Consider the following 26,284-nt stretch of genomic DNA (forward strand, 5'->3'; position numbering starts at 1 on the left):
TCGTCACGGCCGGGACCGCCTAATCCCGGGCGCGTCGCCCGGGAGCCGGGGACCCACCGTACCTGGGGTGAATCCACGTCGTCCGTGGTAGGGACCTCCCATCCCGAACCCGTCAGCTAACCCGGCCGGCAGAGGGAGAGGAATCCTTCGTGGCGTCCGCGCCCCCCACGCGCTTTGCCATCAATTTCGTCATCGGCCTCGTGATCGCCGTCATCGCCTTCGGCGCGGCCAGCGCGACCGCGGCCCCCAAGCCCAGCGAGTCCGAGCTGCGCGCCGAGCTGAAGGAACTGAACGCCAAGGTCGACAAGCTCATCGAGAGCTACAACCTCAAGCGGGTCGAGCTGGCCAAGGCCCAGCGGGCGGCCGAGACGGCCGGCAAGCGGCTGACCGCGGCCGAGCAGGCCGTCGCCGCGGCGGAGAGCCGGGTCGCCCAGATCGCCCAGATGCGCTACCAGAGCGGCGACCCGGCCGTGCTCGGCTTCGTGTTCCCCGGGAACACCACCGGGGCGGCCGTCCTGGAGCAGATGATCGCCGAGCAGCAGGCGGTCGTGCGGAACGTCGCCCAGGCCCGCGACGAGCAGCGGAAGGCGGCCGAGGAGGCCACCGCGCTGGCCACCCGCATCCGGACCGAGGCGGCGGACGTCGACAGGCGGCGCGACGAGGCGCAGGACGTCATCGACGACATCGAGAAGAAACTCAAGGACCTCGTCCCGGTCAGCACCGGCCGCCGCTCCGACGGCACCTGGGCGCCCGAGCTGCCCTCGGGCACCGACAACATCACCCCCCGCACCCGGGCGATGCGCGCGCTGGTCGAGAAGAACTTCTCGCTGCCGTTCACGGTCGGCTGCTTCCGCTCGGGGTCGAGCGGCGAGCACCCGCTGGGGCGGGCGTGCGACTTCATGATGAGCACGGGCGGCACCATGCCCAGCGCGGCCAACAAGGCGCTCGGCGACCGCGTCGCCGCCTGGGCGCTGGAGAACAGGGCCAAGCTCGGGGTGAAGTACGTGATCTGGCAGCAGCGCATCAACATGGGCTCCGGCTGGAGGGCCATGGAGGACCGCGGCAGCATCACCGAGAACCACTTCGACCACGTGCACATCTCGATGAACTGACGCGATCCGGGCGGGCCGTCAGCCATCGCGGTCGTGGCCGTCGCCGGCGCGCGTGACGGCCCGTACGTACCGGGCGGCCAGCGGCCTGGCGCTGAGGCCGTGCAGCAGGACGCTCATGAGCACGGTCAGGCCGATGACGGCGGCGGCGTCGCCCGCGGCGGTCCCCAGTTCCTCGACCGCCAGGAGGGCGAAGACCAGCGAGGCGAGTCCCCGGGGTCCGAACCAGCCGACGAACAGCACGGTGGCGCGGCCGAGCCCGGCGCCGGCGCAGGCCAGCGCGACGGGCGCCATCCGCAGCACGGTGAGGCTCAGGATCGCGTACGCCACGACGGCGGGGTCGACCCGGCCGGCCACGAGCGGGACGGCGATCGCGCCGAACGCGAGCCAGACGAGCAGGGACACCAGGCCGCCGGCCTGCTCCAGGAACACCAGCTCGGCTGGGCCCCGCGGACCGGCCGCCGCGCCGAAGGCGAGCCCCCCGCAGAAGGCCGCGACGAACCCGTTGCCGTGGACGGCGAGCGAGGCCGTGTAGGCGACGATCGCGAGGGCCAGGACGGCGATGCCGGCCCAGTCGTCGGCGGCCCATCCCCGGCGGCGCGCCCAGCGCAGCAGCCCGCCGCCGGCCAGGCCGCTGCCGGCGCCCACCAGCACGCCGATGCCGAGCTCGGCGAGCGCCGCCCAGCCGTGCGCGCCCCCGAGCCCCTCCGCCGAGGCGGCGCCGGCGATCGCCAGGACGACCACGGGCGTGACGACGCCGTCGTTGAGGCCGCTCTCGACGGTGATCAGCCGCCGGACGTCCACGGGCACCGCGGGGTTGGTGACCACCGGAAGCCCCAGGGCGGCGTCGGTCGGCGCGAGCGCGGCCCCCACCAGGAGGGCGAGCCAGATGCCGAGGGCCGGGAAGAGCCGGTCCGCCAGCGCCCATCCGGCCAGGACGGTGAGGGGCAGCCCGACGGCCAGCAGGCGCAGGTACCGGCCGAGGTCGCGGCGCACCTGGCTGAGGGGCACGCCCGCGGCGTCGGAGAACAGCACCCACACCAGGGTGATCTCGACCAGGGGCTTCAGCGTCCGCGCGGTCACGGACGGCGGGCCGACCAGGCCGGCCTCGGCGACGAGCCAGCCGGCGACGACGAAGACGATCGGCGCGGTGAGGTCGGCGCGCTGGAGGCGCCCCGACACGACCCCCCACAGGAAGATCGCCGCAGAGGTGACCAGCAGCGCCGTCATGCCCGGGTCACCCCCTCCGTCGGGTCCTTCCCTCAGGTGTACCCGGGGCCTCGCCGATGGCCGCCCGGACTCAGAGCACCTGCGGCTCGCCGACGGGGCTGTCCGCCTCCCAGTCGATGGCGACCTTCTGCGGGTCCTCAGGGGCGATCTTGGCGGGAAGCACGGTGCCCGGCACGAGCCGGGTCAGGTGCGGCCGCGGGACCCGGTGGGCCAGGCGCACCTCGTACGGCCGGTACGGGCCGGTCACCCGCAGGTCGAAGCCCATGACCGGGTCGCCGTCGTCGGTGGTCATGCCGTTCATCGAGAACGTCCCGAGGATGGTCACGGTGGCGGGCACGCCCCGGGCCAGGATGTCGGCGGCCGACACCTGCCGGCCGGCCGCGGACGGCCGGGAGGCCGGGCCCGCCGCCTGGGACCAGTCGACCGTCAGGCGGCCGGGGTCGTTCGGGTCGACGCGGACGGCCAGGTGGGAGCCGGGCAGGACCGCGCCCACGAGCAGGCGTGGGATCGGCTCGCGGTGCGCCGCGCGGTACGGCTCCGCGCCCGGCCGGTGGACCTCCAGCTCGAACACGGCCACGGGCAGGTCGTTGACCGTCACGCCCGTGTCGCGCATCGACAGGACGACGGCGCTCGCCGGCGACCCGTTGCGGAGCAGATCGCGGTCGCCCCCGGCCAGGTCCCTGATCATGCCGAACACGCCGCCCGAGCCGGCCGGCCGGAGGGCTCCGTCCATGGACGACATGGCCGCGCCCATCGAGCGGTTGATCAGGCCGAAGACGACCAGGAAGGCGCCGGGGACGGTGAGCGTCATGCCGGCGGAGAACGCCACGCCGGCCCATCCGGGCATGGGCCACGTCATCATCCCCACGACCCCGGCGCCCAGCAGGACGAGACCGCTCCCCACCACCGCCGCCCCGACGGGGAGCAGCTTTCCCTTCTGTGCCATCTGCGTGTTCCTTACTCGCCTGTACGACTTGGGCGATCACAGGACACACGAGAGCGCTTGCGTGGCGGTTGCACGGCGTTTGCCCGCTCCCGTACCGGTTTCCAGACCCATGCCAGGAGCCGGGAACCCCTCGGCCTGCCATGTCGTTTGTGACCGATAAGGTCAAACACTCGTAAAGCGCCCCTTGTGGTTTGAGGGGCGCCTGTGACGCACCACTGGAGAGACGATGACGTACCCGCCGCCTGGTCAGGGGCCGGGGTATCCCGCCCCGCAGCCGCCCGGCGGACATCCCGCCCCGTACCAGCCGCAGGCGTACCCGCCGCCGGGCGGGCCGGGACCGTACGGGCCGCCGCAGGGCGGGCCGGCGCCGTACGGGCAGCCCCAGGGCGCGCCCGGTCCCTACGGCCCGCCGCCGCAGGCGCCCGACTCCGGGCCGCCCAGGCGAGGGGCGGGACGGATCATCGCCGGGGTGCTCGTGGCCGGGTTCGGCCTGCTGTCGGCGCTCGGCGGCGGCCTGCTCGTCCAGCACGCCTTCCGCAACAGCGAGCAGAAGATCCGCAGCAAGCAGTTCTCCATGGACCTGTGGCGCAACGTCCCCGTCGAGAAGCTGCTCCCCGCCACGATCGGCCACCAGGACCCGGACAAGAAGGGCGACGGCCCCGACACCGAGCGCGGCTGGACCAGGGCCGCCATCTCCTCCGACACCTCGTGCGGCGCCGCGCTGTCCGGCGGCCTGGCCAAGCTCGCCGCCCAGCGCGGCTGCGTCGCGGCCCTGCGCGCGACGTACGTCGACGACACCGGCGGCACGGCCGCGACCGTCGCGATCGTCGCCTTCCGCGACGTCTCCGCCAAGGACGACCTCGGCGACATCGTCCGCGAGGGGCAGGACGAGCAGGACCACGTCGTGCGCGCCCTCGCGGCCCCCGGCACGCAGTGGAAGGACGCGGCCCGCACCGGCGACGGCGGCAGGGCCGTGTTCGACATGTACACACCGCTGTTCGTGGCGGTCACCGCGGGCCCGGCCGACGGCAGGCGCCCCGGCAGGCTGCCCGACCCCTGGGGCAACCGGCCGCTGGAGCAGAAGGCCGACCGCTCGGCGTGGACCTCCACGGCCGAGGGACTGGCCGACAACCTGGTCTACCGGCTGAACAACCAGATCCCGAAGGTGGGCGCATGATCAGGAGAGTGGCGGCCACGGCCGTCCTGACCACCGGACTCGTCGCCGGCGCGGCGGTCCCGGGCCTGGCCGACGCGCCCCGCGGCTGGGAGCGGACGGCCATGCGCGTGCCGGGCGCCCAGCGGCTCACCGAGGGCAAGGGCGTCACCGTCGCGGTCCTCGACACGGGCGTGATGAAGGGCCACCCGGAGTTCAGGGGCAGGGTGACCGGCGGCCCCGACTTCATCGGCGGCGGCGCCCGTCCCGGCCAGAGCTACTGGGGCGGGCACGGCACGGCCATGGCCTCCAGTGTGCTGCACGTGGCGCCGGACTCGCGGGTGCTGTCCGTACGGGTGATCTGGGACCGCGAGGACCCGGCGCGCAAGCGGGCGGAGAAGGCGGCCAAGGACGGCAAGATCGGGGCCGACAAGGAGAGCGAGCGCGCCGGCAACGCCCTGGCCAAGGGCATCCGCTACGCCGTCGACCACGGCGCCCGGGTCGTGTCGATGTCGCTGGGCACCTCGGAGTGGGGCTGGGGCGGCTACGAGGAGGACACGGCCGCGGCCGTCGACTACGCCGTCGGCAAGGGCGCGATCCTCGTGGCCAGCGCCGGCAACGGGGGCTCCACCGACCCGCTGGAGGTGGACGCCAACAACACCATGTCGTACCCGGCCGGCTATCCGGGCGTGATCGCGGTGGCGGCGATGGGGCCGGAGGGCACGCGGGCGGACTTCTCGCAGGTGCACACGTACAACACGATCGCCGCGCCGGGCGTCGACATCTACGCCGCCCGCAACAGCGGCGGCTTCGAGGCGGGCGACGGCACCTCGCCGGCCTGCGCGCTGGTGGCGGGCACCGCGGCGCTGATGCTGTCGGCCAACCCGAAGCTGACGCCCCGGCAGGTGCGCGACATCCTCGTCCGGACGGCCCGCAAGCCGCCGGCCGGTTACACCCCGTTCCTCGGCTTCGGGCTGGTGAACGCGGAGGCGGCGGTGAAGGCGGCGTCCACGGCGACGGCGGCGAAGACCGCGGCCGTGCCGTACAAGGGGAAGGAGTACTTCGGCAACGGGCCGGTCGGCTCGCCCGTCGCCCACCCGCCGATCGACCAGTCCCTGCTCTGGGTGGGCGGCGGGGCGGTCGGCGTCGGTGTGCTGTGCGGGGTGGGCGCGTTCTTCCTGTTCCGCCGTCCACGGGCCCGCCGCGCGCGGCGGGCGGCGTGACACCGGCCCGCCGGGGACGGCGGGCGGCCTAGCCGGTGAGCTTGAGCGGGTTGAACAGGTCGGCGTAGACCAGCAGCCCGGCCATGACGATCATCACGAGGGCCAGCGTGTACGTCAGCGGCAGCACCTTGGCGATGTCCACGTACGCGGGCTCCGGCCGGCGGGTGATCCGGGCGAAGGCCCGCTTGATGCCCTCCCACAGGCCGCCCGCGATGTGGCCGCCGTCGAGCGGCAGCAGCGGGATGAGGTTGAACATGCCGATCGCCAGGTTGAACCCGGCCAGCAGGTTCACCACGTTGAAGACCTTCATCTCGGTGGTCATGTCCGAGGAGAGGATCTCGCCGCCCAGGCGCCCGGCGCCCACGACGCCGACGGGGCCCTCGGGGTCGCGCTCCTGCCCGGAGAAGGCGGCGTGCCAGATGCCGACCATCTTCTCCGGCAGGTCGAGCAGCGACCCGGCGACCCGGCCGGTCAGCTCGCCCATGTAGCCGGCGACCATGCCGAAGCTCTGCTTCTCCATCACCTGGGTGGGCAGCACGCCGAGGAAGCCGACGTTCTTGTCGACCTTGTTCGGGTCGGTCAGTGACGGCCGGTCCTGGGCGATGAGCGTGACGGGCAGCGTGACCTGCTTGCCGTCGCGCACGATGCCCAGCGCGACGGTGCCGGCGCCGTGCCCCCGGATGAGGCGGGTGGCGTCGTCCCAGGTGGAGATCTTCTGGCCGTCGAAGGAGACGATCTTGTCTCCCGGCTTGAGCCCGGCCTTGGCGGCGGGGGTCGGCTGGTCGGTGGGACGGCACTCGGCGCGCTTCTCACTGACCGGGATGACGCAGGTGTTGGTCTGCGGCGAGACGATCGGGGCGTAGGTGGGCAGGCCGATGCCGACGAGCAGGATCGAGAACAGGATGAACGACAGCACGAAGTTCATGGCCGGGCCGCCGGACATGATGATGACCTTCTGCCACCACTTCTTCCGGTAGAACACGCGGTCCTCGTCGCCGGGCCGGACCTCCTCCATGGACGCCTCACGGGCGGTCTCGATGAGGCCCTGGAACGGCCCGGTCGAGGTGCCGCGGAGCTTGCCCGGGGCGTCGCCCGGCCGCGGCGGCAGCATGCCGATCATGCGGATGTAGCCGCCCAGCGGGATCCACTTGATGCCGTACTCGGTCTCGCCCCGGCGGATCGACCAGGCGGTCGTGCCGAAGCCCACCATGTACTGGGGCACCCGGACCCCGAAGATCTTGGCCGGCACGAGGTGTCCGATCTCGTGCAGCGCGATGGAGACCATCAGTCCGATGAGGAAGACGGCGATCCCGGCGACGAACAGCCAGTTCATCTAGGCGCACTCCAGGTAAACGGATGGTCCCGACCACACAAGACTAGTCGAACTCTCCACACCTGATTGGCTTGCGCCCCCTTTGGGGAACCGAGAGACTTCGTTGACAGTATGCGATCATACGATCACCCTGGGGTATGACGAAGGGAGCGCCTTGATCCGGATCCTGGTCGCCGAGCACCTCCCCCTGGTACGGCGCGGCCTGGTCGCCGCCCTCGGCGCCGAGCCCGGGATGCGGGTCGTGGCCGACGTCGGCGGCGCCGAGGACGTGGTGCCGGCGGCGCTGGCGTCCGGGGCCGACACGGCGGTCGTCGATCTCGACCTGCCCGGCGCGGGCGGCCTGCCGGTGGTGGCGGCGCTGCACGAGAAGGCGCCCGGCTGCCGGGCGCTGGTGCTGTCCGCCCAGCCCAGCCCGGGGCAGGTGCGCCGGGCGTTCGCCGCGCACGCGCTCGGCTTCATGAGCCTGGACGTGGCGCCCGAGCGGCTGGCCGACGGGCTGCGGCAGGTGGCGGCGGGCCGGCGCGCGGTCGACTCCGAGCTGGCCGCCGCCGCGCTCCAGTCGGCGGCCAACCCGCTGACCCGGCGCGAGCTGGACGTGCTGCGCGCCGCCGCCGGCGGGGCCCGCTCGGCGGAGATCGCCGACGAGCTCTGCCTGTCGGTCGGCACGGTGCGCAACCACCTGTCCCGGGTCATCTGCAAGACGGGGGCCCGCAACCGCGTCGACGCCATCCGCATCGCCAGCGACTCCGGCTGGCTCTGACCCCCCGTTCGCCGGCGTCCTGGAGGGAAAAGCCGGACCCCGGAAGAAGCCGCGCCGCTCCCCCGGGGTCCGGGCACATGGGCAAGCAGTACGACGATCCCAGGACGGAGATCCGCCGGCCAGTGACGGCATTCACCATTCACCCGTGTGGTTCGTCATGGTCGGGTGGTCGCGCCGCGGAGGTCGCCGGCGGTCACGGCCGCCAGATGAGCACCAGCGCGCAGTCGTCGTTGTGCCCGGAGGACATGGCGTTGACCAGCGCCCGCGCGCCGTCGTGGAAGCCCGAGGTGAGCAGCCGCTCCGCCTCGCCGAGCAGCTTGTCCAGGCCCGCGTCGATGTCGCGCCCGGGCTGCTCGATCAGCCCGTCGGTGAAGAACATCAGGGCGTCGCCCTTGCGCAGGGTGCCGCTGTCGGGCTCGCAGTGCAGGTCGGGCACGACGCCGAGGACCACGCCCTTGGCCGAGGCGACCTGCCAGTTGCCGGCGCCCGCGTCGAACTTCACCACGGGCGGGTGCCCGGCCGAGGTGATCGTGTAGTCGCCCGTGGCCAGGTCGAGGCGCACGTGGACGGCGGTCACGAAGCCCTCGTCGCCGCGCTGCCGGTGCAGGTAGGCGTTGCAGGCGGCCAGGAAGTCGTCCGCCGAGCCGAGCAGGCCGCCGAACGTGCCGGACAGCATCAGCGCTCTGGTGCCCGCGTCGACGCCCTTGCCGGAGACGTCGACCAGGGCGATGTCCACCTGGTCGCCGTCGCGCTTGGAGACGAGGAAGTCGCCGCCGAAGGAGGAGCCGCCCGCCTGCTTGAGCACCACGCGGCCGCCCCAGTCCTTGGGCAGGGGCGGCAGCTCGCCCTGGCCGCGCAGCCGGTCGCGCAGCTCCAGCAACATCGCGTCGCCGCGCAGGCCCTGCACGCCGAGCTTGCCGCGGGTGCGCGCCATGAGCACGGCGAGGACGGTCGTGAACCCGATCGTCACCATGAGCCCGAGCCCGATGCGGCCCACGCCCAGGGTGAGGGCGACGTAGCCCAGGGCGACCACGACGGCGCCGAGCAGCTTGGCCAGGCTCGCCAGCCGTAGCTGGAGACCGCCCACGAGGGTGACGAGGATGAGCAGCGACGGCGAGAACCACTCGGTGGACACGCGCGCCGCCAGCAGGCCGACGAGGAGCGTCAGCATGATGAGCGTGACGAGCAGGTTGCGGTCACGGGAGAGAGAACGGCGGACGAATCGGACAGCGGGCACCAGCAGCGGCACCCGCACCAGGAGCGCGCGGAGCCGTGGCGGGATCAGCGGCGCCGGTCGGGAACTCATGATGCGTGTGACTGTATCGGTCTGACCCCGGTTTGGGCAGCCCACTTGACCAACGCCTAGATCATGTACAGGGGTTATTGGGTGGCCGTTCGCCTTCGGCCGCTCCTACCGTGGACGGATGACCTATCCCATCCGCCCGATCGGTGAAGCCGAGTGGGGCGCGGCCGCCGCGGTCCTGCAGGAGGCGTTCGGCTGGCGGCCCTCACCTGCGCAGGATGAGCGGTTCCGGGCCGAGACGGAGTTCGACCGGACGCTGGCCGCCTTCGACGGCGACGACATCGCCGGCCTCACGGCCGCCTTCAGTCTCACCATGACGGTTCCCGGCGGGCGGCAGCTCCCGGTGGCGGGCGTCACCGCCGTGAGCGTGCTGCCCTCCCATCGCCGGCGCGGCATCCTGTCCTCCTTGATGCGCCGCCAGCTCGCCGACGTGCGCGAGCGCGGGGAGAGCGTCGCCGCCCTGTACGCCTCCGAGGCCGCGATCTACGGCCGGTTCGGGTACGGCAGGGCCGCGAGCCAGCTCAGGTTCGGCATCCGCACCCACGAGACGGCCTTCGTCCCGGGGGCGCCCCACGACCCGGCGCTCCGCATGCGCGTGGTGACCCCTGAGGAGCGCCGCGCCGACTTCGCGCGGGTGTTCGCCTCCGTCGTGACCCGGCGGCCCGGGCTGTACGCGCGCAGGAGCGCGACCTGGGACGCCGTGCTGGCCGACACCGACGCCGACCAGCGCGGCGCCGGGCCGCTGCGCGCGATCGTGGCCGAGGACGACGGGGGCGTGCGCGGGTACGCGCTGTTCCGGATCAGGCCGTCGTGGGACGAGGACGGGCTGCCCGACGGCGAGCTGCAGTTGCGGGAGCTGTTCGCCGCCGACCCGGCCGCGTACGCGCTGCTGTGGCGCGGGGTGCTCGACCGCGACCTGATCACCCGCGTCGAGGCCGAGGGCAGGCCGGTGGACGACCCGATCATCGCGCTGCTGGCCGACGCGCGCCGGCTTCGCGCCCGCTGGAGCGACGAGCTGTGGGTACGCGTCGTCGAGGTGGACAAGGCGCTGTCCGCGCGCTCCTACGCGGCGCCGGTGGACCTCGTCGTCGAGGTCGAGGACGAGGTGTGCCCCTGGAACGCGCGCCGCTGGCGGCTCACCGCCGACCCGGCGGGCGCGGAGTGCAAGCCGGTGGAGGAGGAGCCGGACGTGTCGCTGCCGGTCGCCGCGCTCGGCTCGGCGTACCTGGGCGACGGGCTGCTCGTGGCGCAGCTCGACGCCGGGCTGCTGCGAGAGCGCACGCCCGGCGCGGTGCGGGAGCTGGCCGCGGCCATGACCTGGAGCCCGAAGCCGTGGGCGGGGCTGACCTTCTGACGTAGTCTCGACGGTATGGCGCTGCAGAGCTTGCAGATCACGGCGGTCACCGCGATGCGGGCCCGCGAGGTGTCACGGCCGTCGAAGGAGCAGCAGGAGGCCGCCGACCGGCGGCCCCTGCGTGACGAGATGCCGAGGCGCGAGCCCCGGCGCCGGACGTGACGCTCCGGGGCCGGCCCCGGAGCGCCCGACGCTACGGCAGCGAGGGGAGCTGGCCGATCGTCTCGTAGCTCTCGACCTGGGCGATGCGGCGGCTGTGCCGCTCGGCGCCGGAGAACGGCGTGGTCAGGAAGACCTCGACGAATCTGGTCGCCTCCTCGGTGGAGTGCATGCGGGCGCCGACGCTCACCACGTTGGCGTCGTTGTGCTCGCGGGCGAGCCTGGCCGTCTCCTCGCTCCAGGCGAGCGCCGCGCGGATGCCGCGCACCTTGTTGGCGGCGATCTGCTCACCGTTGCCGGATCCGCCGATCACCACGCCCAGGCTCGCCGGGTCGCCCGCCACGCCCTCGGCCGCCCGCAGGCAGAACGCCGGGTAGTCGTCCTCGGCGTCGTAGACGAAGGGACCGCAGTCGGTCACCTCGTGGCCGTGGTCCTTCAGCCACGACACGAGATGGTTCTTGAGCTCATAGCCGGCATGGTCGGCACCGATGTAGACGCGCACGCGACCAGTCTTCCACAGGCCCCCGCGAGGAGATGTGGGCGGCGCGGCCACTCGCTACAGTAAGGACTGCCAACCATGACCGCCTCTTACGGAAGTTGAGCGTCCATGCGTGAGATCCGCGCGATCGGCGACCCGGTCCTGCGTACGCCCGCCGAGCCCGTCGAGGGCTTCGACAAGGAGCTGCGCCGGCTGATCGACGAGATGTTCCAGGCGATGTACGCGGTGGACGGCGTCGGCCTGGCCGGCCCCCAGATCGGCGTGTCGCGGCGATTGTTCGTCTACGACATCAGCGGCCGCAAGGGGCACGTGATCAACCCGGTGCTGACCGTGGACGACCCCGAGGAGGTCCTCGACCAGGAGGGCTGCCTGTCGGTGCCCGACCGGCAGAGCGGCAGGCCCATCTACGCGCCGGTCCCCCGGGCCGCCGGGGTCACGGTCGAGGGGCTCGACCGGCTCGGCCGCCCGGTGCGGATCAAGGCCCGGGGTTCGCTGGCCCGCTGCTTCCAGCACGAGAGCGACCACCTCGACGGCAGGCTGTACGTCGACCGGCTGCCCAGGAACGAGGCCCGCAAGATCATGCTGAAGGCATAGATTGGCGGCATGAGCCAGCTTTCCGGCAAGGGCGCACTGGTCACGGGCGGGTCCCGGGGCATCGGCAGGGCGATCGTCGAGCGACTGCGCGCCGACGGCGCCGAGGTGGTCTTCAGCTATCACAGCAACGCGGAGGCCGCGGCGCGGGTCGCCGAGCGGACGGGGGCGCACGCCGTCCAGGCGGACCAGGGCAGCCGCGACGACCTGGAGAGGCTGTTCGCCGAGGCGGAGAAGCTGCTGCCCGGCGTGGACATCGTCGTCAACAACGCGGCGATGACCGGCCAGGGGCTCCTGGCGGAGGTGACGGACGAGACGTACGAGCGGGTGTTCGCCGTCAACACCCGCGCCACGTTCCTGGCCCTGCAGTGGGCCGCCCGCGTCATGCGCGACGGCGGCCGGATCATCAACATCTCCACGCTCAACACCGCGATGGCCGCGCCGGGCGTCGGCCTGTACGCGGCCAGCAAGGCGGCGGTCGAGCAGCTCGCCAAGGTGGCGGCGCGCGAGCTGGGCCCGCGCGGCATCACGGCCAACACCGTCTCGCCGGGCGCCACGGACACCGACCTGCTGCGGGCGAGCAACCCGCCGGAGGCGCTGGGCCGGGCGACGGCGCTCACGGCGCTCGGCCGGCTGGGCCGGCCGGACGACATCGCCTCGGTCGTCGCGTTCCTGGCGGGGCCGGACGGCGGCTGGATCACCGGCCAGAACCTCCTGGCCACCGGCGGGCTGATGCTCTGACCCGCCCGGGGGTCAGAGCTGGAGGCTCTTGAGCTCGAAGTACTCCTCAAGGCCGGCCTCGCCCAGCTCGCGGCCGAGGCCGGACTGCTTGTAGCCGCCGAAGGGGGCCGAGGGGTTGAACCGGCCGCCGTTGATCGTGACCTGCCCGGTGCGCAGGCGGCGGGCCACGGCGACGGCGCGTTCCTCCGTGCCCGCCCACACCGCGCCCGACAGGCCGTAGGGGGTGCCGTCGGCGATGCGGACGGCCTGGTCCTCGGTGGTGTACGGGATGACCGACAGCACCGGGCCGAAGATCTCCTCCTGCTCGATGGCCATGCCGGGCTCGACCCCGGCGAAGACGGTCGGCTCTACGTAGTAGCCGCGGGGCAGGGGCCGTTCGGTGCCGCCCGTGACGAGCCGGGCGCCCTCCTCCTGGCCGCGGTTGATGTAGCGGACCACGCGGTCGCGCTGGACGGCCGAGACGAGCGGGCCGAGGCGCGTGGTGTCGTCGAAGGGGTCGCCGACCGTGTACGTGCGGGCCGCCTCGACGGCCAGGCCGACCGCCTCGTCGTACTGGTCGCGGTGGACGATCATGCGGGTCCAGGCGGTGCAGGTCTGGCCGGAGTTGACGAAGCAGTTGGCCACGCCCGCGGTGACGGCCTTGGTCAGGTCGGCGTCGGGCAGGATGATGTTGGCGGACTTGCCGCCCAGCTCCAGCGCGACCCGCTTGACGCCCTCGGCCGCGAGGGCGGCGACCCGGCGGCCCGCGGCGGTCGAGCCGGTGAACGACACCATGTCCACCTCGGGATGCGCCGCCATGGCCGCGCCCACGACCTGGCCGCGCCCGCTCACCAGGTTGAACACCCCGGGCGGCAGGCCGACCTCGTCGAAGATCTCGGCCAGCGCGTACGCGGCCAGCGGCGCCACCTCGCTCGGCTTGAGCACGACCGTGCAGCCCGCCGCGAGCGCCGGGGCGACCTTGCAGACGATCTGGTGCAGCGGGTAGTTCCACGGGGTGATCGCGGCGACGACGCCGACCGGTTCCCGGAGCACCAGGGAGTTGCCGACGCGCGACTCGCGCGGGTGGCTCGCGGCCATCCGGGCGTAGGAGGCGAGCACTCCCGCGGGCATCAGCGTCTGCACCTTGAGCGCGAAGCGCAGCGGCGCGCCCATGTCGGTCGCGATGGTCTCCGCGACGTCCGCGGAGCGCCGTTCGAGCAGTTCGGCCGCGGCGGCGAGGACCTTGGCGCGGTCCTCGGGCCCGGCGGCCGACCACGCGGGGAACGCCCCGCGTGCCGCCAGGACCGCGGCCTCGACGTCCGCGGGCGCGCCCGCGGGCACCCGGTCGATGATCTCCTCCGTGGCGGGGTTGACGACCTCGATCGCCTCGCCCGAGACCGACGCGGTCCAGGCGCCGCCGATGTAGAGCTTGCGCATGGCCCCATGTTCCCGCGCCTCTCCCGACATTGCGAGGCCGCGGGGATGACGGGAGTTCGTCAGAAGCGTACGAAGTTGTGCCCGGGAGGTAAGGAAACCTCCCCGGGCATCCGTGCCGGCCTGACCGGAGTTGACGCAGGCTGTAGAACGCGATTCAGAGAACGCGATTCAGTCGAATTGGGGCGAACGGGTACGGGTGCGCTTGAGTTCGAAGAAGTCCTCGAACGCCGTCACCAGGAGCACGCCGTCCCACAGCCGGCCCGCCTCCTCGTCCCGCGGGACGCGGGTGATGACGGGGCCGAAGAAGGCGTTGGAGCCGACGCGGATGATCGGGGTGCCGACGTCGTCGCCGACCAGGCCGAGCCCCTCGTCGTGCGAGACGGCGATGGCCTCGTCGTGGTCCTCGGAATCCATGGCGGAGACGAGCTCCGCGTCGAGACCGGCGGCCACCAGGGACTCCTCGGCGATCTCACGGTAGGAGTCGGGCTGCTTGGAGCGGCCCTCGTTGTGCAGCCGGGTGCCCATCTCGGTGTAGAGCGTGCCGGTGACGTGGTCGCCGTACTTCTGCTGGGCGGCGGCGATCACGCGGACGAGCCCCATGGCGCGGACCGTGCGGTCCTTGTAGTCCTGAGGGACGTCCTTGTCCTGGTTGAGCAGCTTCAGGCTCATGAGACGCCAGCGCGGCTCGATCGAGCGGACGTTCTCGACCTCGATCAGCCAGCGCGATGTGGCCCAGGCGAACGGACAGGAGGGATCGAACCACAGATCGACAGGAGTCCTGGTAGTCATGTGGGGCCATAACCTGGGTGCGTCGGTGCCTATTCCACCGTGACAGGATACCGACAACCCCGACGGAGTGGTGAAAAGGAGTACAACTTGGCAGGCAACCTGACTCGGGACGAGGCTCGCGAGCGCGCCCGGCTGCTGAATGTCGAGTCATACGAGGTCGCCCTCGACCTGACCGAGGGGGACGAGCGGTTCGAGAGCGTCACCACCGTCCGTTTCGCCGGCACGCAACCCGGCGCGTCCACCTTCATCGACCTGCACGGCGCCCGGGTACGCAGCGTCACCCTCAACGGCGAGGAGCTCGACGTTTCGACGTACGACGCCGAGAAGGGCCGCTTCCCGCTGCCCGGTCTGGCCGCCTCCAACGAGCTGCGCGTCGACGCCGACTGCGCCTACATGCGCACCGGCGAGGGGCTGCACCGCTTCGTCGACCCGGTCGACCAGAAGGTCTACCTGCACAGCCAGTTCGAGACCGCCGACGCGCACCGCATGTACGCGTGCTTCGACCAGCCCGACCTCAAGGCCACCTTCCAGCTCACCGTGCTGGCCCCGGCCGACTGGGAGGTCGTCTCCAACGCCGCCGCCTCCGGCGTGGAGGAGCTGGCGGAGGAGCACGGCAGGCACGGCTCGGTGCAGGCCGCCAAGCGGTGGGAGTTCCCGCCCACGCCGGTCATGTCCACGTACATCACCGCGCTCGTGGCCGGGCCGTACCACAAGGTGACCTCCGAGCACGACGGCATCCCGCTCGGCGTCTACTGCCGCGCCTCGCTCGCCGAGCACCTCGACGCCGACAACATCCTGGAGGTCACCCGGCAGGGCTTCGACTTCTTCCACAAGGTGTTCGGCGTCCGTTACCCGTTCGGCAAGTACGACCAGCTCTTCGTGCCGGAGTTCAACGCCGGCGCGATGGAGAACGCCGGCTGCGTGACCTTCCTGGAGGACTACGTCTTCCGCTCCCGGGTCACCGACGCGGTGGTCGAGCGGCGCGCCGAGACGATCCTGCACGAGATGGCGCACATGTGGTTCGGCGACCTCGTCACCATGCGCTGGTGGGACGACCTGTGGCTGAACGAGTCGTTCGCCACGTACATGTCGGTCCTCGCGCAGGCCGAGGCGACGCGCTGGGGCAAGGGCGCGTGGACGACGTTCGCGAACGTGGAGAAGTCCTGGGCCTACCGTCAGGACCAGCTCCCCTCCACGCACCCCATCTCCGCCGACATCCCGGACATGCAGGCGGTCGAGGTCAACTTCGACGGCATCACGTACGCCAAGGGCGCCTCGGTGCTCAAGCAGCTCGTCGCCTACGTCGGGCTGGACAACTTCCTGGCCGGCGTGCGCGACTACTTCGGCGAGCACGCCTGGGGCAACACCGAGCTGAAGGACCTGCTCAACGCCCTGGAGCGGACCTCCGGCCGCGACCTGTCGTCCTGGTCGAAGGAGTGGCTGGAGACGGCGTGGGTCAACACCCTGCGGCCCTCCTTCACGCTGACCGAGGACGGCCGGTACGAGACCTTCGAGGTGCTCCAGGAGGCCCCGGCCGACTACCCGACGCTGCGCTCGCACCGCGTCGCGATCGGCCTGTACAAGCTGGACGGCGACGCGCTCACCCGGGTCAAGCGGGTCGAGCTCGACGTCGTGGGCGCGCGCACGGCCGTCGCGGACCTGGTCGGCGAGGAGCAGCCCGACCTGGTGCTCGTCAACGACGACGACCTGACGTACGCCAAGATCCGCCTGGACGAGCGGTCGTTGCGCACGCTGGTCGACGGCGGCATCGCCCGCTTCACCGAGTCGCTGCCGCGCGCGCTGTGCTGGTCGGCGGCGTGGGACATGACGCGCGACGGCGAGATGTCCACCCGCGACTACGTGCGGCTCGTGGTGTCGGGCGTGGCCACGGTCAAGGACATCACGGTCCTGCAGGCCGTGCTGCGGCAGGCGCGGCTGGCCGTGCAGCAGTACGCCGACCCGGCCTGGCGGGCGGAGGGCCTGGCCCTGCTCGCCACCGAGCTGCGCTCGCTGCTGGAGGGCGCCGAGCCGGGCTCGGACCAGCAGCTCGCGTTCCTGCAGGCGTTCGCGCCGGTGGCCACCTCCGAGGGTGATCTCGCGCTGGTCGGCGGCATCCTGGACGGCTCCGCGGTGCCCGAGGGCGTGACCGTCGACACCGACCTGCGCTGGACCCTCGTCCACGCGCTGGTGTCGGGCGGCGTGCTGGGCGAGGCCGACATCGAGGCCGAGCTGCGCCGCGACCCGACGGCCACCGGCGAGCGCTCGGCGGCGATGTGCCGGGCCGCCGTGCCGACGGCCGAGGCGAAGGCGGCCGCGTGGGAGCGGATCGTGGAGGGCAAGCTGGCCAACCACATCGCCCGCACCACGATCAACGGCTTCCAGGACGCGAACCACGTCGAGCTGCTGGAGGCGTACCGCGACAAGTACTTCGCGGAGGTCGGGCGGATCTACAAGGAGTGGACCTTCGACCAGGCGTCGACGTTCGCGGTGGGGTGCTTCCCGGCGCTGCTCATCGAGCCGGAGACGGTGGAGGCGGCCGAGCGCTACCTCGCCGAGCACCAGCCGCCGCAGGCGCTGCGCCGCCTGATCCTCGAAGGCGCCGACGGCGTGAGCCGCGCCCTGCGCAACCGGGCCAAGGACGCGGAATCGGCGTCGTAGTGATCGGCGCGGACTCGGCGTCGTAGTGATCGACGCGGACTCCGTGTCGTAGCGATCGACGCGGCTTCCCGGGAGCCGAGCTCTCCGTCGCGGATTCCGGCCAGGTCATGGGCCTGCCGGTGTTAGCCTCGATGGCGTGTTCGGCCCCGGGACCACGCTCAATGACCGCTACCTGCTCACCGACCGCGTCGGCGGCGGCGGCATGGGCGAGGTCTGGCGTGCCGCCGACACGGTTCTCGGCCGCACCGTCGCCGTCAAGGTGATGATGCCCGCGCTGGCCGAGAACCCGGCGTTCGCCCGCCGGTTCCAGAACGAGGCGCGCGCCATGGCCACGCTGCGGCATCCCGGCGTGGTCGACGTCTACGACTACGGCACGTGCGAGGTCGGCGGGCGGCGGGTCAGCTTCCTGGTGATGGAGTTCGTCGAGGGCGAGTCGCTCGACCGGATCCTGCGTGCCAGGGCGCTGTCCCCGGCCGAGACGATGCGGCTCGTCGCCGAGGTGGCCGACGCCCTGGCCGCCGCCCACGAGCAGGGCATCGTCCACCGCGACGTGAAGCCGGCCAACCTCATGGTCAGGCCCGACGGGCGGGTCGCGCTGACCGACTTCGGCATCGCGCACTCCGTCTCGGCCGGGCAGCTCACCGCCACCGGCGCGATGCTCTGCTCGGCCGCCTACTGCGCTCCCGAGCTGGCCACGGCGAGCGCGGTCACGCCCGCGGTCGACGTCTACGCGCTGGGCGTGGTGGCCTACGAGTGCCTGACCGGGCGCCTGCCGTACGAGGGCGACACGCCCGTGCAGATCATCTACAAGCACCTCCACGCGCCCGTGCCCGCGCTGCCGCCGGAGGTGCCGGCGGGGCCGCGGCAGGTGGTGCAGCGGGCGCTGGACAAGGCGCCCGACATGCGCTGGCCGTCGGCCGCCGAGCTGGCCGCGGCGGCGCGCCGCGCGCTGGCCGAGCCGGCCTCGCGGCCCTCCTCGCGGCGCCGTCGCGGGCTGCTGAGCGGGCTGGCGTCGGCGGCGGCGGCCGTCACGGTCACCGTGGCCGTCGCCGGGTCCGTCTGGACGCGTCAGGAGAGCGCCGCCGACCCGGGCACGGTCCCGCCGGCGCCCACCGCGCAGAGCCGTACGACGAGCGCGGCCGAGCCGCCCGCGCCCCGGCGGCACTCGGCGCCGCCGGCCAAGACGACGGCCGGTCCGCGGCCGAGCGGCACGCGCACCCCCGTCACCCCCACGGCCTCGCCGACGGCGACCGTGCCCACGGCGAGCCCCACCCCGACGGCTCCCACGGCGACGCCCACCACGCGCGAGCCGGAGCCCACCCCGGAGCCGACGACGCCCGATCCGCAGGAGCCGAGCACGGATCCGACGCCGACCCGCGATCCGGGCGACATCCAGTGCGTCCGCTCCCCCTGCCCCTGAGCCTCGCGGGGAGCGCCCGTCAGCGCCGTCGTGGAAGGCGGGAAGCCGTCCGTGAGGGTGACGTCCGCTTTGCCGGGGAACGGGCCGGCGCGTGAGAGGGTGAGCGGGTGAAGTCCACGCACGATCTGCTCGTCACCCTGGCCCGCCGCCACGCGTTCGCCGATCTCGCCGCGCTCGCCCCGTCGGCGGAGGTGGCGGACGTGTGCGAGTTCGGGCACCGGCTGCTCTCCCTCGACGCCGAGGACTTCGCGGCCGAGGCGCGGTCGGTCCCGGCGGAGCTGAGGCGGCGGGCGCGGGCGTGCCACATGCCGCAGACCCCGCGCGAGCAGCCGCGGGGCGCGCTGGAGTCGCTGCGTCCCGCGTACGGGCTGCTGCTGGAGGTCATCGCGGTGCGCTGGCAGCGCCGCGAGCTGAGCCCGATGATCGCCGCCGTGCACATCGCCAGCGAGTACCTCCCGCTGCTGGCCTTCGAGCCGCACCTCGGCCACGCGGGCGACCCGGCCCGCTGGCCCGACGGGCTGAGCGCCCCGGGCAGCCGCTTCGGCGTGATCGGCGACCGCGACTGCGACCACACCAAGTCCGAGCAGTCGGCCACCAACCGGACCCTGCGGGTCTCGGTCGAGCCCGCCGAGGGCTGGCGCGCGTACTTCGACCGGCAGCACAGCCAGGTGGCCGGCGCGCTGGCCGTGTGCGTCGCCACCTGCCGCAACCCGTGCACGGCGATGCACTGGATCCCGCCGGAGCCGCGCGCCGGCCTCTCCGTGCGGGCCCGCACCGCTCTGGCGTTCGCCGACACCCCGCTGGTACGGCTGCGCCACGCGGCCCCGGTCGGCCACGGGTTCGGTGTGCCGTCGCCGGAGGAGGTGCTGGAGGCGTGGGAGCGCAGCCGCGCGGCCCTGGACAAGAACGCGATCGGCGCGGCGGCCACGAAGGACGACGGGTTCCCGCTGCCGGGGCTGCCGTCGCTGTTCGCGGCCGTGGCCGAGGCGCCCATCGAGCCCTCGACGCTGCTGGCCGGGGTGAGCGAGCACGTCGTCACCCTGCTCGACCGCATCCCCTCCGACGCCGTCTGAAGCCGGCCCGCTCGGCGTCCTGCCCTCCGACGCCGTCAGAGGGCAGGTCCGCTCGGCGCCCTGCCCTCCGACGCCGGCTCAGGAGCCCCCCGCATGCCGTCCGGGGCCGGCTATCCGCGTACCGTGGCCTGCTCCCCCAGTGCGGCGATGCCGTACAGCAGGCCGCCCACCAGGTCGCCCGCGCCGAACGCGGTGGCCATCGACATGGCGGTCAGCCGGCAGGCGCCGTCGGGCAGCCGCCGCCGGGCGCGTTCACCCGTGACGATCTCCAGCGCCCGCCCGCCGACGTCCACGAGGACGACGACCGCGTCGGGGGCCTCGTCGCCGAGGGCGGCGTGCAGGCGCTCGGCGAAGTGCCGCCGCCCGCCCGCGGGCGGGCCGAGGAAGAGACCGAAGCGAAGCCCGCTGCGCCGCTCGGCGGCGCGCAGGGCCTGCCTGACGTCGTCGGCCTGGGCCGTGCTGAGCCCGCGCATCGCCGTCACCACCCCGCGGAGGCGCCGCCGGTGCGCCGGCCGGGCTCGGTGGTCCCGGCCGCGGCCACCCAGTCGGTCTCGGTGCCGGGCGCCCAGGCGGGCGTCCGGTCGGCGAGCACCAGGCCGGAGGTGCTCACGCCGTGCTCGCCGCGCCCCGGGCCGCCGAGCCACACGGGCCCGGGCTCCTCCCGGCGCGGCGCGCCACGCCCCGCCGTCATCACGATCATGCTGATCAGGACGAACAGCCCCAGCGACACCCCGAGGAGTGCGCCCATGCTTGCCAGCGCGCTGTTCACCCCTCGAACGTAGACCGGCTTCCCGGCCCCGGCCAGCCCCCTCCTGGGCCGCCTACCACACGGCCGGGCGGCGCTCTCCCCAGAAGCCGCCGCGCGCGGCCTCGACCTGGGCCGACAGCGAGATCAGGGTGTCCTCCCCGCCGACGCGCCCGGCCAGCATGACGCCGATCGGCAGCCCGCCGTCCGTCCAGTGCAGCGGCAGGTTCACGGCCGGCTGCCCGGTGACGTTGTACAGGGCCGGGAAGGCCGCGAACCGGCTCATCCGCTCGAACGTCTCCTCGGGCCCGTCCACGTCCTCGAACCAGCCCACCGGCCGGGGCGGCTGGGTGACCGTCGGGGTGAGGATCGCGTCGTAGCCGGCCGTGGCGGCCAGGGCCGCGCGGGTGGCGAGCTGGAGCGCCGCCTGCGCCTGCAGGAAGGCGGGCGCGGGGGTGGCGAAGCCGCGCTCGCGCAGCCAGGCGGTGAGCGGCCGCAGCATCCCGGTCTTGTCGTCGGCGACCGGGTGCATGCACGCGAAGGTGCACCACAGGGTGACGAAGTGCGGCACCAGGTCGGGCCCGTACGACGGGACGATGTCGACGATCTCGTGGCCCAGCGCCGCGAGCGTGGCACTGGCCTCCTCGTACGCGGCCAGCACCTCGGGCTCCACGACCGCGCCGGGCACGACCGGGTCGGCGTGGCGGGCGATGCGCAGCCGGCCCGGCTCGCGGCGGGCGGCCTCCAGGAACGTGCCCTCGTGCGGCGGCGCGAGGTAGTGGTCGCCGGGGGTGTTGTGCGCCATGACGTCGAGCAGCGCGGCGGCGTCGGCGACGGTCCTGGCGATGGGCCCGTTCGTGGACAGGCCCGCGAGGTCGGGGATGATCGGCGCGAAGCTGATGCGCCCGCGCGTCGGCTTGATGCCGTACAGGCCGCAGACGGAGGCGGGGATGCGGATGGAGCCGGCGCCGTCGCTGCCCTGCGCGGCGGGGGCGAGGCCGGCCGCCACCGCGGCCGCCGCGCCGCCGCTCGACCCGCCGGCGGAGGTGGCGGGGTCCCACGGCGAACGCGCGGGCGGCGAGAGCGCGGTCTCGGTGTAACACGGCAGGCCGAACTCGGGCGTGGCGGTCTTGCCCAGCATGACGGTCCCGGCGTCGCGCAGCCGCTCGACGACCGTGTCGTCCACGGGCGAGACGAACTCCCGGTACGTCGCCGAGCCGAACATGATCGGCACGTCCTTGACCAGGTTGAGGTCCTTGATCGGGATCGGCACCCCGGCGAGCGGCCCGGCGGGCAGCTCCTTCTCCAGGTGACGCGCCTGTTCGAGGGCTCGCTCGGCGGTCACGGTCACGTAGGCGCCCACGCGGGGGTCGAGGCGCTCGATCCGGTCGAGGTAGTGGCGGGTCAGCTCGACCGGCGAGATGACCTGGTCGCGGACGGCCTGCGCCTGCTCGAGCGCGGAGAGCTCGTGAAGGTCTCGCACGTTACGCACACTAGGGATCTCCGGCGAAGAACGTAATAGATACCCGGAAATCCGGCGCAGGACACGGTGACCTGAGCCATAAAACTATGGACGGGGCAACACTAGGAATCGACGATCGCCACCGGCTACGGTGAGTCGCGTGGACTCCGACCACCAGCGTGATGACGGTCACAGCACGTCGCCCATCTGGGTGAGCGACCGACCCGACACCGACACCGACGCCGAGCCGGCCGGTGCCGCGCAGACCGGTGCCGCGCAGGCGGACCCCGCCTCCGTGCCGGTCGTGCGCGTGTCCGTGCGCAGCCTGATCGAGCAGCCCCGCTACCGCAACCTGCGCAACCGCGCGCTGCTGGCGGTGGCCGTGGCGCTGGTCGCGGGCTTCCTGCTGAACGACTGGCGGCTGGGCGTCACCGCGGGCATCCTCGCGGCCATCGCCGACGCGGTCTACCGGGCCCGGTCCCATTCGACCGTGCCGGCCTGGCGGCGCTCGTCCGTCGCGGAGCGGCGCACCGAGGCCCAGCTGCGCAAGCTGGAGCGCAACGGCTACCGCACCCTGCACGCGCGGGCGATCCCCGACACCGAGGCGCAGATCGACCACCTCGTGGTCGGGCCGACGGGCGTGTACGCGGTCGACTCCGAGAAGTGGGACAAGCAGCTGCCCGTCCGCGTGCAGATGGGCAAGAAGCTCTTCCACGGCCCGTTCGACAAGAAGGCCCGTCTCGCCGAGGCGAAGATGGAGGCGTCGGCGGCCAGCGAGCTGATCAGCAAGGCGTACGGCCGCGACGTGCAGGTCGTGCCCTCCCTGGCCATCTACGGCCCGGCCGTGCCCTGGAAGATCATGACGATCCGCGGGGTGGACGTCTACGAGGGCGGGCGCGCCCGTAAGTGGATCACCAAGCGCGAGCGGGCGCTGACCGACGAGGAGATCCAGCGCCTGTACGAGATCGCCGCCGAGGTCCTGCCGGCCCGCTACGGCGAGGACTGACCCTCCCGGGAGCCTCAGTCACCTGATCCGGCCGTGCAGCAGCTCCACCAGCGTGGCGTGGGTGCGCTCCACGGGCCGGTCGGGGTAGAGCGCGCGCCGTTCGATGGAGACCGTGAGCACCATGCCGAACACCGCGGTGGCCGCGGTCTCCACGTCGAGGTCGGCCCTGACCTCCCCGCCCTGCACGGCCCGGCGCAGCACGCCCGCGTAGACGCCGAGCGCCTGGTCGCGCAGCTGCGCCACGGCCTGCTGCCAGGCGGTCCGCCACATCTCGGCCAGCAGCACCCGCGCGAGCGGGCCGTGCTCCTCGAAGAAGCGGAGCTGGCCGAGGACGACCGAGTCGAGCGCCTCCAGGGCGGTCGCGCCGGTGTCGGCGGCGGCCAGGGCGTCGGCCAGCCGCCCGATCGAGTGCTCCAGCAGCGCGCCGAACAGCGCCTCCTTGCTGCCGAAGTTGTAGAAGACGGTGCCCTTGGCCACCCCGGCGCGCTCGGCGATGGCCTCGACCGTCGTGGCGGTGTAGCCCTGCTCGGCGATGAGGTCGACGGCCGCCGCGAACACCTTCGACCGGGTGTCCTGCCGGCTCACAGCGACAGCTCCGGGTGCAGCCGCTTGAGCGTCCAGGTGCGGCCCCGCTCGACGGCGAGCGTGGTGAGCGCGAGCCCCAGCACGAGGAAGGCGGTGAGCACGCCGCACGCCTGCCAGACCACGGTCGGGTCGCCGCCGCTGATCAGCCGGCGCAGCGCCGCCACGACCCAGCTCATCGGCAGCCACGGCGAGATGGTCTGGAAGAAGCCGGGCGAGGTCTCGATCGGGTACGTGCCCGCCGCGGAGGTGAGCTGGAGCATGAGCAGCGCCAGCGCGACGACCCGGCCGGGCGGGCCGATCAGCGCGTTGACCGCCTGCACCACCGCGAGGAAGGCCGCGGCGGCCAGCAGGAGCAGGCCGATCACGCCGGCCCAGTTCGCCGCTTCCAGGCCGAGGCCGAACCGCAGCACGGCCGCCAGCACGCCGACCTGCGCCGCGCCGAGCGCGAGCGCCGGGAACCAGCCGGACAGCGCGATCCGCACCGCGCCCGTCGTGCCGGCCAGCCGCCGCTGGTTGAGGGGCTTGAGCACCATGTACGCGATCATCGCACCCACCCAGAGCGCCAGGGGCAGGAAGAACGGGGCGAAGCCGGTGCCGTAGTTGGGCACCTCGTTGTCCACGTCCTTGTCCAGGCGCACGGGGTCGCTCATCATGTCGGCGCGGGCGTCGCGCTCCTGGGCGTCGTAGTCGGGGATCTTCCTGGCGCCGTCGCCGAGGCCGGTGGCGAGGTCCTTGGAGCCCTCGGCCAGCTTCGACAGGCCCTTGTCGACCCGGCCGGCGCCGTCGTGCAGCCGGTCCACGCCGGAGGTGAGCCGGTCGGCGCCGTCGCCGAGCCGGGTCAGGCCGCCGCCGAGCTGTGTGAGGCCGCTCGTGACCTGGGCCGAGCCGGAGCGCAGCCGGGTGGCGCCCTGGTACAGCTTGTCGGCGCCCTGACCGGCCTTGCCGACGCTGCTGTCGATCTTGGCGGCTCCGGCGGCGAGCTTGGCGAGGCCCGCGTCGAGCTGGTCGACCTGCTTCCTGACCTGGCTCACCCGCGGGCCGAGCTGCGGGGCGACCTGGGCGATCTTGCGGGCGGTGGTCGCCAGCTCGCGCGCGGCGGCGCTCAGCTCGGCGGCCTCGGGGTCCTGGAGCTTGTCGGCCTGGTCGGCGACCCGCTCGGCGGCGCGGGCCACCTCGGGGCCGTACTGGTTGAGGAGGGGGACGTACCTGTCGGCGAGCTGGTCGACCGTGCGGGTCTGGGCGTGGACCTTGCCGGCCGCCTCGCGGGCGCCCTGCCGCAGCGGAGCGGTGCCCTGGCTGCGCAGCTTGGTCAGGCCGCCGCGCAGCGCGCCGATGCCGCGCTGCGCCTGGGTGATGCCGTCGGTGATCTTGGCGGAGCCGTCGCGCAGCCGGGCGGTGGCGCTCCCGGCGGTGTCGAGGCCGGTCGAGAGCTGCCGGGCGCCGCCCTCGGCGGTGCCGAGGCCGGAGTTGAGCCTGGAGACGCCGTCGCCGGCCTTGACCGTGCCCGCGTGCAGCTTGTCGGCGCCGTCGGCGGCCTCGGTGGTCTTGTCGTGGATGTCGCCGATGGAGATGAACACCCGGTCGAAGTAGTCGTGGACGGCGGTGCGCTCGGCGGCGGCCCGCACCTCGTTGAACACGGCGTCGGAGATGCTGCCGATGATGTAGCTGCGGCCGGTGTCGACGCGGACGCCGAGCTGGGCGGGCGCGGGCGTGGCGGCGTCGTCCGACGGCGAGGCGAGGCGGGAGCTGAAGTCGGCGGGGATGGTCAGCGACAGGTAGTAGCTGCCGTCCCTGACGCCGTCGGCCGCCTGCCGGGGCGTCGCCTCGTGCCAGTTGAAGACGTGCCGCTCGCGCAGCTCCTCGGCCAGGTCCTGGCCGGCGTGCAGGTTCTTGTCCCCGGCCGTGGCGGGCCGGTCCTCCATGACCAGCGCGACGGGCACGCGGTCCAGGTTGCCCTGCGGGTCCCAGAACGACCACAGGTACAGGCCCGCGTACAGCAGCGGCAGCACGATGACCGCCGCCAGCGCCATCCGGGGCAGTCGCGACCGCAGCATTCCTCTCATCACAGCTCCACGAGGTGGTCGTAGCGGGCGGGCGGGGTCACGCACGAGGCGACCACGGCGCGGTCGAGCCCGGCGAGCAGGGTCCAGAGCGCCTCCTGCCGGTCGGGCGGCAGGCCGGCGTCGACGTTGTCGGCGACGATGACCTTCGGGTCGTCGAGCAGGGCGAGGGCCACGCCGAGCCGCACCTGTCCTTCCCGGTCGAGCTCGCGGACGAGGGTCCGCTCGCCCGCGTCCAGGCCGGCCTTCTCGATCAGCTTCGGGTACGGGCCGCGCCCGCGTTCGCGCAGGTGCTCCCCCACCGTCAGCGACCGGTCGAGGTCGGTCACGCCGTCCACGAGGGCGAGAGCGGCCACCTTGCGGATGGCGCGGGGTTTGACGTGCCCGGCCACGGCAAGAGTGCCCGCCGTGGGCTTCATCCGCCCGGCCAGCGTGAGGAGCAGGCTGGTGCGGCCGCTGCCGGCGGGACCGGCGACGGCGGTGAGGGCGCCGGCCCCGGCCTCGAGGGAGACGCCGGCGTAGACCCCCTCCACGGACAGGCCCTTGGCGACGATCACGACGACTCCTCTCTCTTTGAACTGACCAGTCAGTACAAAGAGTAGCTTACGCCTCCTTTGGACTGATTTGGGGGTGCGGTGGCGCTACCTCCGCCGCGTCCCAGGAGGCGAG

General features: G+C 73.3%; 25 protein-coding genes and 1 riboswitch. Of the genes, 12 read left to right on the forward strand and 13 right to left on the reverse strand.

Going from position 1 to position 26,284, the window contains the following annotated elements:
* Positions 1–6: 6 nt before the first annotated feature.
* A riboswitch (cyclic di-AMP (ydaO/yuaA leader) is annotated at positions 7–145 on the forward strand.
* A gap of 4 nt (positions 146–149) precedes the next feature.
* Positions 150–1,112 carry a coiled-coil domain-containing protein gene (locus HTZ77_RS31260; RefSeq protein WP_175593324.1) on the forward strand — a complete coding sequence of 321 codons (963 nt, stop codon included), beginning with the start codon at positions 150–152 and terminating at the stop codon, positions 1,110–1,112.
* Between the two features lie 18 nt (positions 1,113–1,130).
* Here the strand turns inward: HTZ77_RS31260 and HTZ77_RS31265 are convergent, their stop codons facing one another.
* Both HTZ77_RS31265 and HTZ77_RS31270 read right to left on the reverse strand, forming a co-directional pair.
* A complete protein-coding gene (locus HTZ77_RS31265; protein WP_175593325.1) occupies positions 1,131–2,339 on the reverse strand; it encodes a cation:proton antiporter domain-containing protein in 1,209 nt (402 codons plus the stop codon).
* A 70-nt stretch (positions 2,340–2,409) separates the two neighbouring features.
* Positions 2,410–3,285 (reverse strand): hypothetical protein, encoded by an 876-nt coding sequence (locus HTZ77_RS31270; protein WP_175593326.1) that lies wholly within the window; start codon positions 3,283–3,285, stop codon positions 2,410–2,412.
* Positions 3,286–3,511: 226 nt separating this feature from the next.
* Here HTZ77_RS31270 and HTZ77_RS31275 point away from each other — a divergent pair, with 226 nt between their 5' ends.
* Positions 3,512–4,462: a hypothetical protein gene (locus tag HTZ77_RS31275; protein WP_175593327.1), complete on the forward strand. Its 951-nt coding sequence runs from the start codon at positions 3,512–3,514 to the stop codon at positions 4,460–4,462.
* Positions 4,459–5,661 carry a S8 family peptidase gene (locus HTZ77_RS31280; protein WP_175593328.1) on the forward strand — a complete coding sequence of 401 codons (1,203 nt, stop codon included), beginning with the start codon at positions 4,459–4,461 and terminating at the stop codon, positions 5,659–5,661. The genes HTZ77_RS31275 and HTZ77_RS31280 overlap by 4 nt, the downstream gene beginning before the upstream one ends.
* 28 nt (positions 5,662–5,689) lie before the next feature.
* On the opposite strand, the gene HTZ77_RS31285 is transcribed toward HTZ77_RS31280, so the two are convergent.
* The gene (locus HTZ77_RS31285; protein ID WP_175593329.1) at positions 5,690–6,994 is read right to left on the reverse strand and encodes a M50 family metallopeptidase; all 1,305 of its coding nucleotides are present in this window, start codon (positions 6,992–6,994) and stop codon (positions 5,690–5,692) included.
* A gap of 154 nt (positions 6,995–7,148) precedes the next feature.
* Between HTZ77_RS31285 and HTZ77_RS31290 the strand changes: the two genes are divergently transcribed.
* Entirely contained in the window at positions 7,149–7,754 is a 606-nt protein-coding gene (locus tag HTZ77_RS31290) for a response regulator transcription factor (RefSeq protein WP_175593330.1), read from the forward strand.
* A 193-nt stretch (positions 7,755–7,947) separates the two neighbouring features.
* Here HTZ77_RS31290 and HTZ77_RS31295 read toward each other — a convergent pair whose 3' ends face one another.
* Positions 7,948–9,060: a PP2C family protein-serine/threonine phosphatase gene (locus HTZ77_RS31295; protein ID WP_175593331.1), complete on the reverse strand. Its 1,113-nt coding sequence runs from the start codon at positions 9,058–9,060 to the stop codon at positions 7,948–7,950.
* 118 nt (positions 9,061–9,178) lie between these two features.
* Here HTZ77_RS31295 and HTZ77_RS31300 point away from each other — a divergent pair, with 118 nt between their 5' ends.
* Both HTZ77_RS31300 and HTZ77_RS31305 read left to right on the forward strand, forming a co-directional pair.
* Positions 9,179–10,411: a GNAT family N-acetyltransferase gene (locus HTZ77_RS31300; RefSeq protein ID WP_175593332.1), complete on the forward strand. Its 1,233-nt coding sequence runs from the start codon at positions 9,179–9,181 to the stop codon at positions 10,409–10,411.
* Positions 10,412–10,426: 15 nt separating this feature from the next.
* Positions 10,427–10,573 carry a hypothetical protein gene (locus HTZ77_RS31305; protein ID WP_175593333.1) on the forward strand — a complete coding sequence of 49 codons (147 nt, stop codon included), beginning with the start codon at positions 10,427–10,429 and terminating at the stop codon, positions 10,571–10,573.
* 31 nt (positions 10,574–10,604) lie between these two features.
* Here the strand turns inward: HTZ77_RS31305 and HTZ77_RS31310 are convergent, their stop codons facing one another.
* Positions 10,605–11,072 carry a ribose-5-phosphate isomerase gene (locus HTZ77_RS31310; RefSeq protein WP_175593334.1) on the reverse strand — a complete coding sequence of 156 codons (468 nt, stop codon included), beginning with the start codon at positions 11,070–11,072 and terminating at the stop codon, positions 10,605–10,607.
* Between the two features lie 105 nt (positions 11,073–11,177).
* Here HTZ77_RS31310 and def point away from each other — a divergent pair, with 105 nt between their 5' ends.
* Positions 11,178–11,663 carry a peptide deformylase gene (gene def, locus HTZ77_RS31315; protein WP_175593335.1) on the forward strand — a complete coding sequence of 162 codons (486 nt, stop codon included), beginning with the start codon at positions 11,178–11,180 and terminating at the stop codon, positions 11,661–11,663.
* A 9-nt stretch (positions 11,664–11,672) separates the two neighbouring features.
* Positions 11,673–12,401, forward strand: a complete 729-nt coding sequence (locus tag HTZ77_RS31320; RefSeq protein ID WP_175593336.1) for an SDR family oxidoreductase — start codon at positions 11,673–11,675, stop codon at positions 12,399–12,401.
* 12 nt (positions 12,402–12,413) lie between these two features.
* Here the strand turns inward: HTZ77_RS31320 and HTZ77_RS31325 are convergent, their stop codons facing one another.
* Both HTZ77_RS31325 and HTZ77_RS31330 read right to left on the reverse strand, forming a co-directional pair.
* Entirely contained in the window at positions 12,414–13,817 is a 1,404-nt protein-coding gene (locus HTZ77_RS31325) for an aldehyde dehydrogenase family protein (RefSeq protein ID WP_175593337.1), read from the reverse strand.
* Between the two features lie 168 nt (positions 13,818–13,985).
* Positions 13,986–14,606 (reverse strand): mycothiol-dependent nitroreductase Rv2466c family protein, encoded by a 621-nt coding sequence (locus tag HTZ77_RS31330; RefSeq protein ID WP_175593338.1) that lies wholly within the window; start codon positions 14,604–14,606, stop codon positions 13,986–13,988.
* Positions 14,607–14,693: 87 nt separating this feature from the next.
* On the opposite strand from HTZ77_RS31330, the gene pepN reads away from it, so the two are divergent.
* The 3 genes from pepN to HTZ77_RS31345 all read left to right on the forward strand — a co-directional run bounded on the left by pepN (position 14,694) and on the right by HTZ77_RS31345 (position 19,757).
* Positions 14,694–17,264, forward strand: a complete 2,571-nt coding sequence (pepN, locus tag HTZ77_RS31335; protein WP_175593339.1) for an aminopeptidase N — start codon at positions 14,694–14,696, stop codon at positions 17,262–17,264.
* Between the two features lie 136 nt (positions 17,265–17,400).
* Positions 17,401–18,684 (forward strand): serine/threonine-protein kinase, encoded by a 1,284-nt coding sequence (locus HTZ77_RS31340; RefSeq protein ID WP_205304017.1) that lies wholly within the window; start codon positions 17,401–17,403, stop codon positions 18,682–18,684.
* Positions 18,685–18,791: 107 nt separating this feature from the next.
* Positions 18,792–19,757, forward strand: coding sequence for a hypothetical protein (locus HTZ77_RS31345; RefSeq protein WP_175593340.1), 966 nt, complete (start codon positions 18,792–18,794; stop codon positions 19,755–19,757).
* Positions 19,758–19,867: 110 nt separating this feature from the next.
* Here the strand turns inward: HTZ77_RS31345 and HTZ77_RS31350 are convergent, their stop codons facing one another.
* From HTZ77_RS31350 to HTZ77_RS31360, 3 genes are read right to left on the reverse strand one after another with little or no spacing between them, the layout of a single operon-like run.
* Positions 19,868–20,230, reverse strand: coding sequence for a TPM domain-containing protein (locus HTZ77_RS31350; protein WP_175593341.1), 363 nt, complete (start codon positions 20,228–20,230; stop codon positions 19,868–19,870).
* Positions 20,231–20,235: 5 nt separating this feature from the next.
* Positions 20,236–20,526 carry a hypothetical protein gene (locus tag HTZ77_RS31355; RefSeq protein WP_175593342.1) on the reverse strand — a complete coding sequence of 97 codons (291 nt, stop codon included), beginning with the start codon at positions 20,524–20,526 and terminating at the stop codon, positions 20,236–20,238.
* Between the two features lie 52 nt (positions 20,527–20,578).
* Positions 20,579–21,985, reverse strand: coding sequence for an amidase (locus tag HTZ77_RS31360; RefSeq protein WP_175593343.1), 1,407 nt, complete (start codon positions 21,983–21,985; stop codon positions 20,579–20,581).
* Positions 21,986–22,124: 139 nt separating this feature from the next.
* Between HTZ77_RS31360 and HTZ77_RS46765 the strand changes: the two genes are divergently transcribed.
* Positions 22,125–22,970, forward strand: a complete 846-nt coding sequence (locus tag HTZ77_RS46765) for a nuclease-related domain-containing protein (protein ID WP_175593344.1) — start codon at positions 22,125–22,127, stop codon at positions 22,968–22,970.
* A gap of 18 nt (positions 22,971–22,988) precedes the next feature.
* Here HTZ77_RS46765 and HTZ77_RS31370 read toward each other — a convergent pair whose 3' ends face one another.
* The 3 genes from HTZ77_RS31370 to HTZ77_RS31380 are packed head-to-tail and all read right to left on the reverse strand — an operon-like array spanning position 22,989 to position 26,172.
* Positions 22,989–23,555, reverse strand: a complete 567-nt coding sequence (locus HTZ77_RS31370) for a TetR/AcrR family transcriptional regulator (RefSeq protein ID WP_175593345.1) — start codon at positions 23,553–23,555, stop codon at positions 22,989–22,991.
* Positions 23,552–25,618, reverse strand: a complete 2,067-nt coding sequence (locus tag HTZ77_RS31375) for a YhgE/Pip family protein (RefSeq protein WP_175593346.1) — start codon at positions 25,616–25,618, stop codon at positions 23,552–23,554. The genes HTZ77_RS31370 and HTZ77_RS31375 overlap by 4 nt, the downstream gene beginning before the upstream one ends.
* Positions 25,618–26,172 carry an ATP-binding cassette domain-containing protein gene (locus HTZ77_RS31380; RefSeq protein ID WP_175593347.1) on the reverse strand — a complete coding sequence of 185 codons (555 nt, stop codon included), beginning with the start codon at positions 26,170–26,172 and terminating at the stop codon, positions 25,618–25,620. Before HTZ77_RS31380 ends, HTZ77_RS31375 begins: the two co-directional genes overlap by 1 nt.
* Positions 26,173–26,284: the final 112 nt, after the last annotated feature.

Source organism: Nonomuraea montanisoli (genome assembly GCF_013363975.1).
GTDB classification, from domain to species: Bacteria; Actinomycetota; Actinomycetes; order Streptosporangiales; family Streptosporangiaceae; genus Nonomuraea; species Nonomuraea montanisoli.

Excerpts from the sequence above, each read along its gene's own strand:
- HTZ77_RS31265 (WP_175593325.1), bottom strand. The coding sequence starts at position 2,339 with ATGACGGCGCTGCTGGTCACCTCTGCGGCGATCTTCCTGTGGGGGGTC.
- HTZ77_RS31270 (WP_175593326.1), bottom strand. The coding sequence starts at position 3,285 with ATGGCACAGAAGGGAAAGCTGCTCCCCGTCGGGGCGGCGGTGGTGGGG.
- HTZ77_RS31275 (WP_175593327.1), top strand. The coding sequence starts at position 3,512 with ATGACGTACCCGCCGCCTGGTCAGGGGCCGGGGTATCCCGCCCCGCAG.
- HTZ77_RS31280 (WP_175593328.1), top strand. The coding sequence starts at position 4,459 with ATGATCAGGAGAGTGGCGGCCACGGCCGTCCTGACCACCGGACTCGTC.
- HTZ77_RS31285 (WP_175593329.1), bottom strand. The coding sequence starts at position 6,994 with ATGAACTGGCTGTTCGTCGCCGGGATCGCCGTCTTCCTCATCGGACTG.
- HTZ77_RS31295 (WP_175593331.1), bottom strand. The coding sequence starts at position 9,060 with ATGAGTTCCCGACCGGCGCCGCTGATCCCGCCACGGCTCCGCGCGCTC.
- HTZ77_RS31300 (WP_175593332.1), top strand. The coding sequence starts at position 9,179 with ATGACCTATCCCATCCGCCCGATCGGTGAAGCCGAGTGGGGCGCGGCC.
- HTZ77_RS31305 (WP_175593333.1), top strand. The coding sequence starts at position 10,427 with ATGGCGCTGCAGAGCTTGCAGATCACGGCGGTCACCGCGATGCGGGCC.
- def (WP_175593335.1), top strand. The coding sequence starts at position 11,178 with ATGCGTGAGATCCGCGCGATCGGCGACCCGGTCCTGCGTACGCCCGCC.
- HTZ77_RS31320 (WP_175593336.1), top strand. The coding sequence starts at position 11,673 with ATGAGCCAGCTTTCCGGCAAGGGCGCACTGGTCACGGGCGGGTCCCGG.
- HTZ77_RS31325 (WP_175593337.1), bottom strand. The coding sequence starts at position 13,817 with ATGCGCAAGCTCTACATCGGCGGCGCCTGGACCGCGTCGGTCTCGGGC.
- HTZ77_RS31330 (WP_175593338.1), bottom strand. The coding sequence starts at position 14,606 with ATGACTACCAGGACTCCTGTCGATCTGTGGTTCGATCCCTCCTGTCCG.
- HTZ77_RS31350 (WP_175593341.1), bottom strand. The coding sequence starts at position 20,230 with ATGCGCGGGCTCAGCACGGCCCAGGCCGACGACGTCAGGCAGGCCCTG.
- HTZ77_RS31375 (WP_175593346.1), bottom strand. The coding sequence starts at position 25,618 with ATGAGAGGAATGCTGCGGTCGCGACTGCCCCGGATGGCGCTGGCGGCG.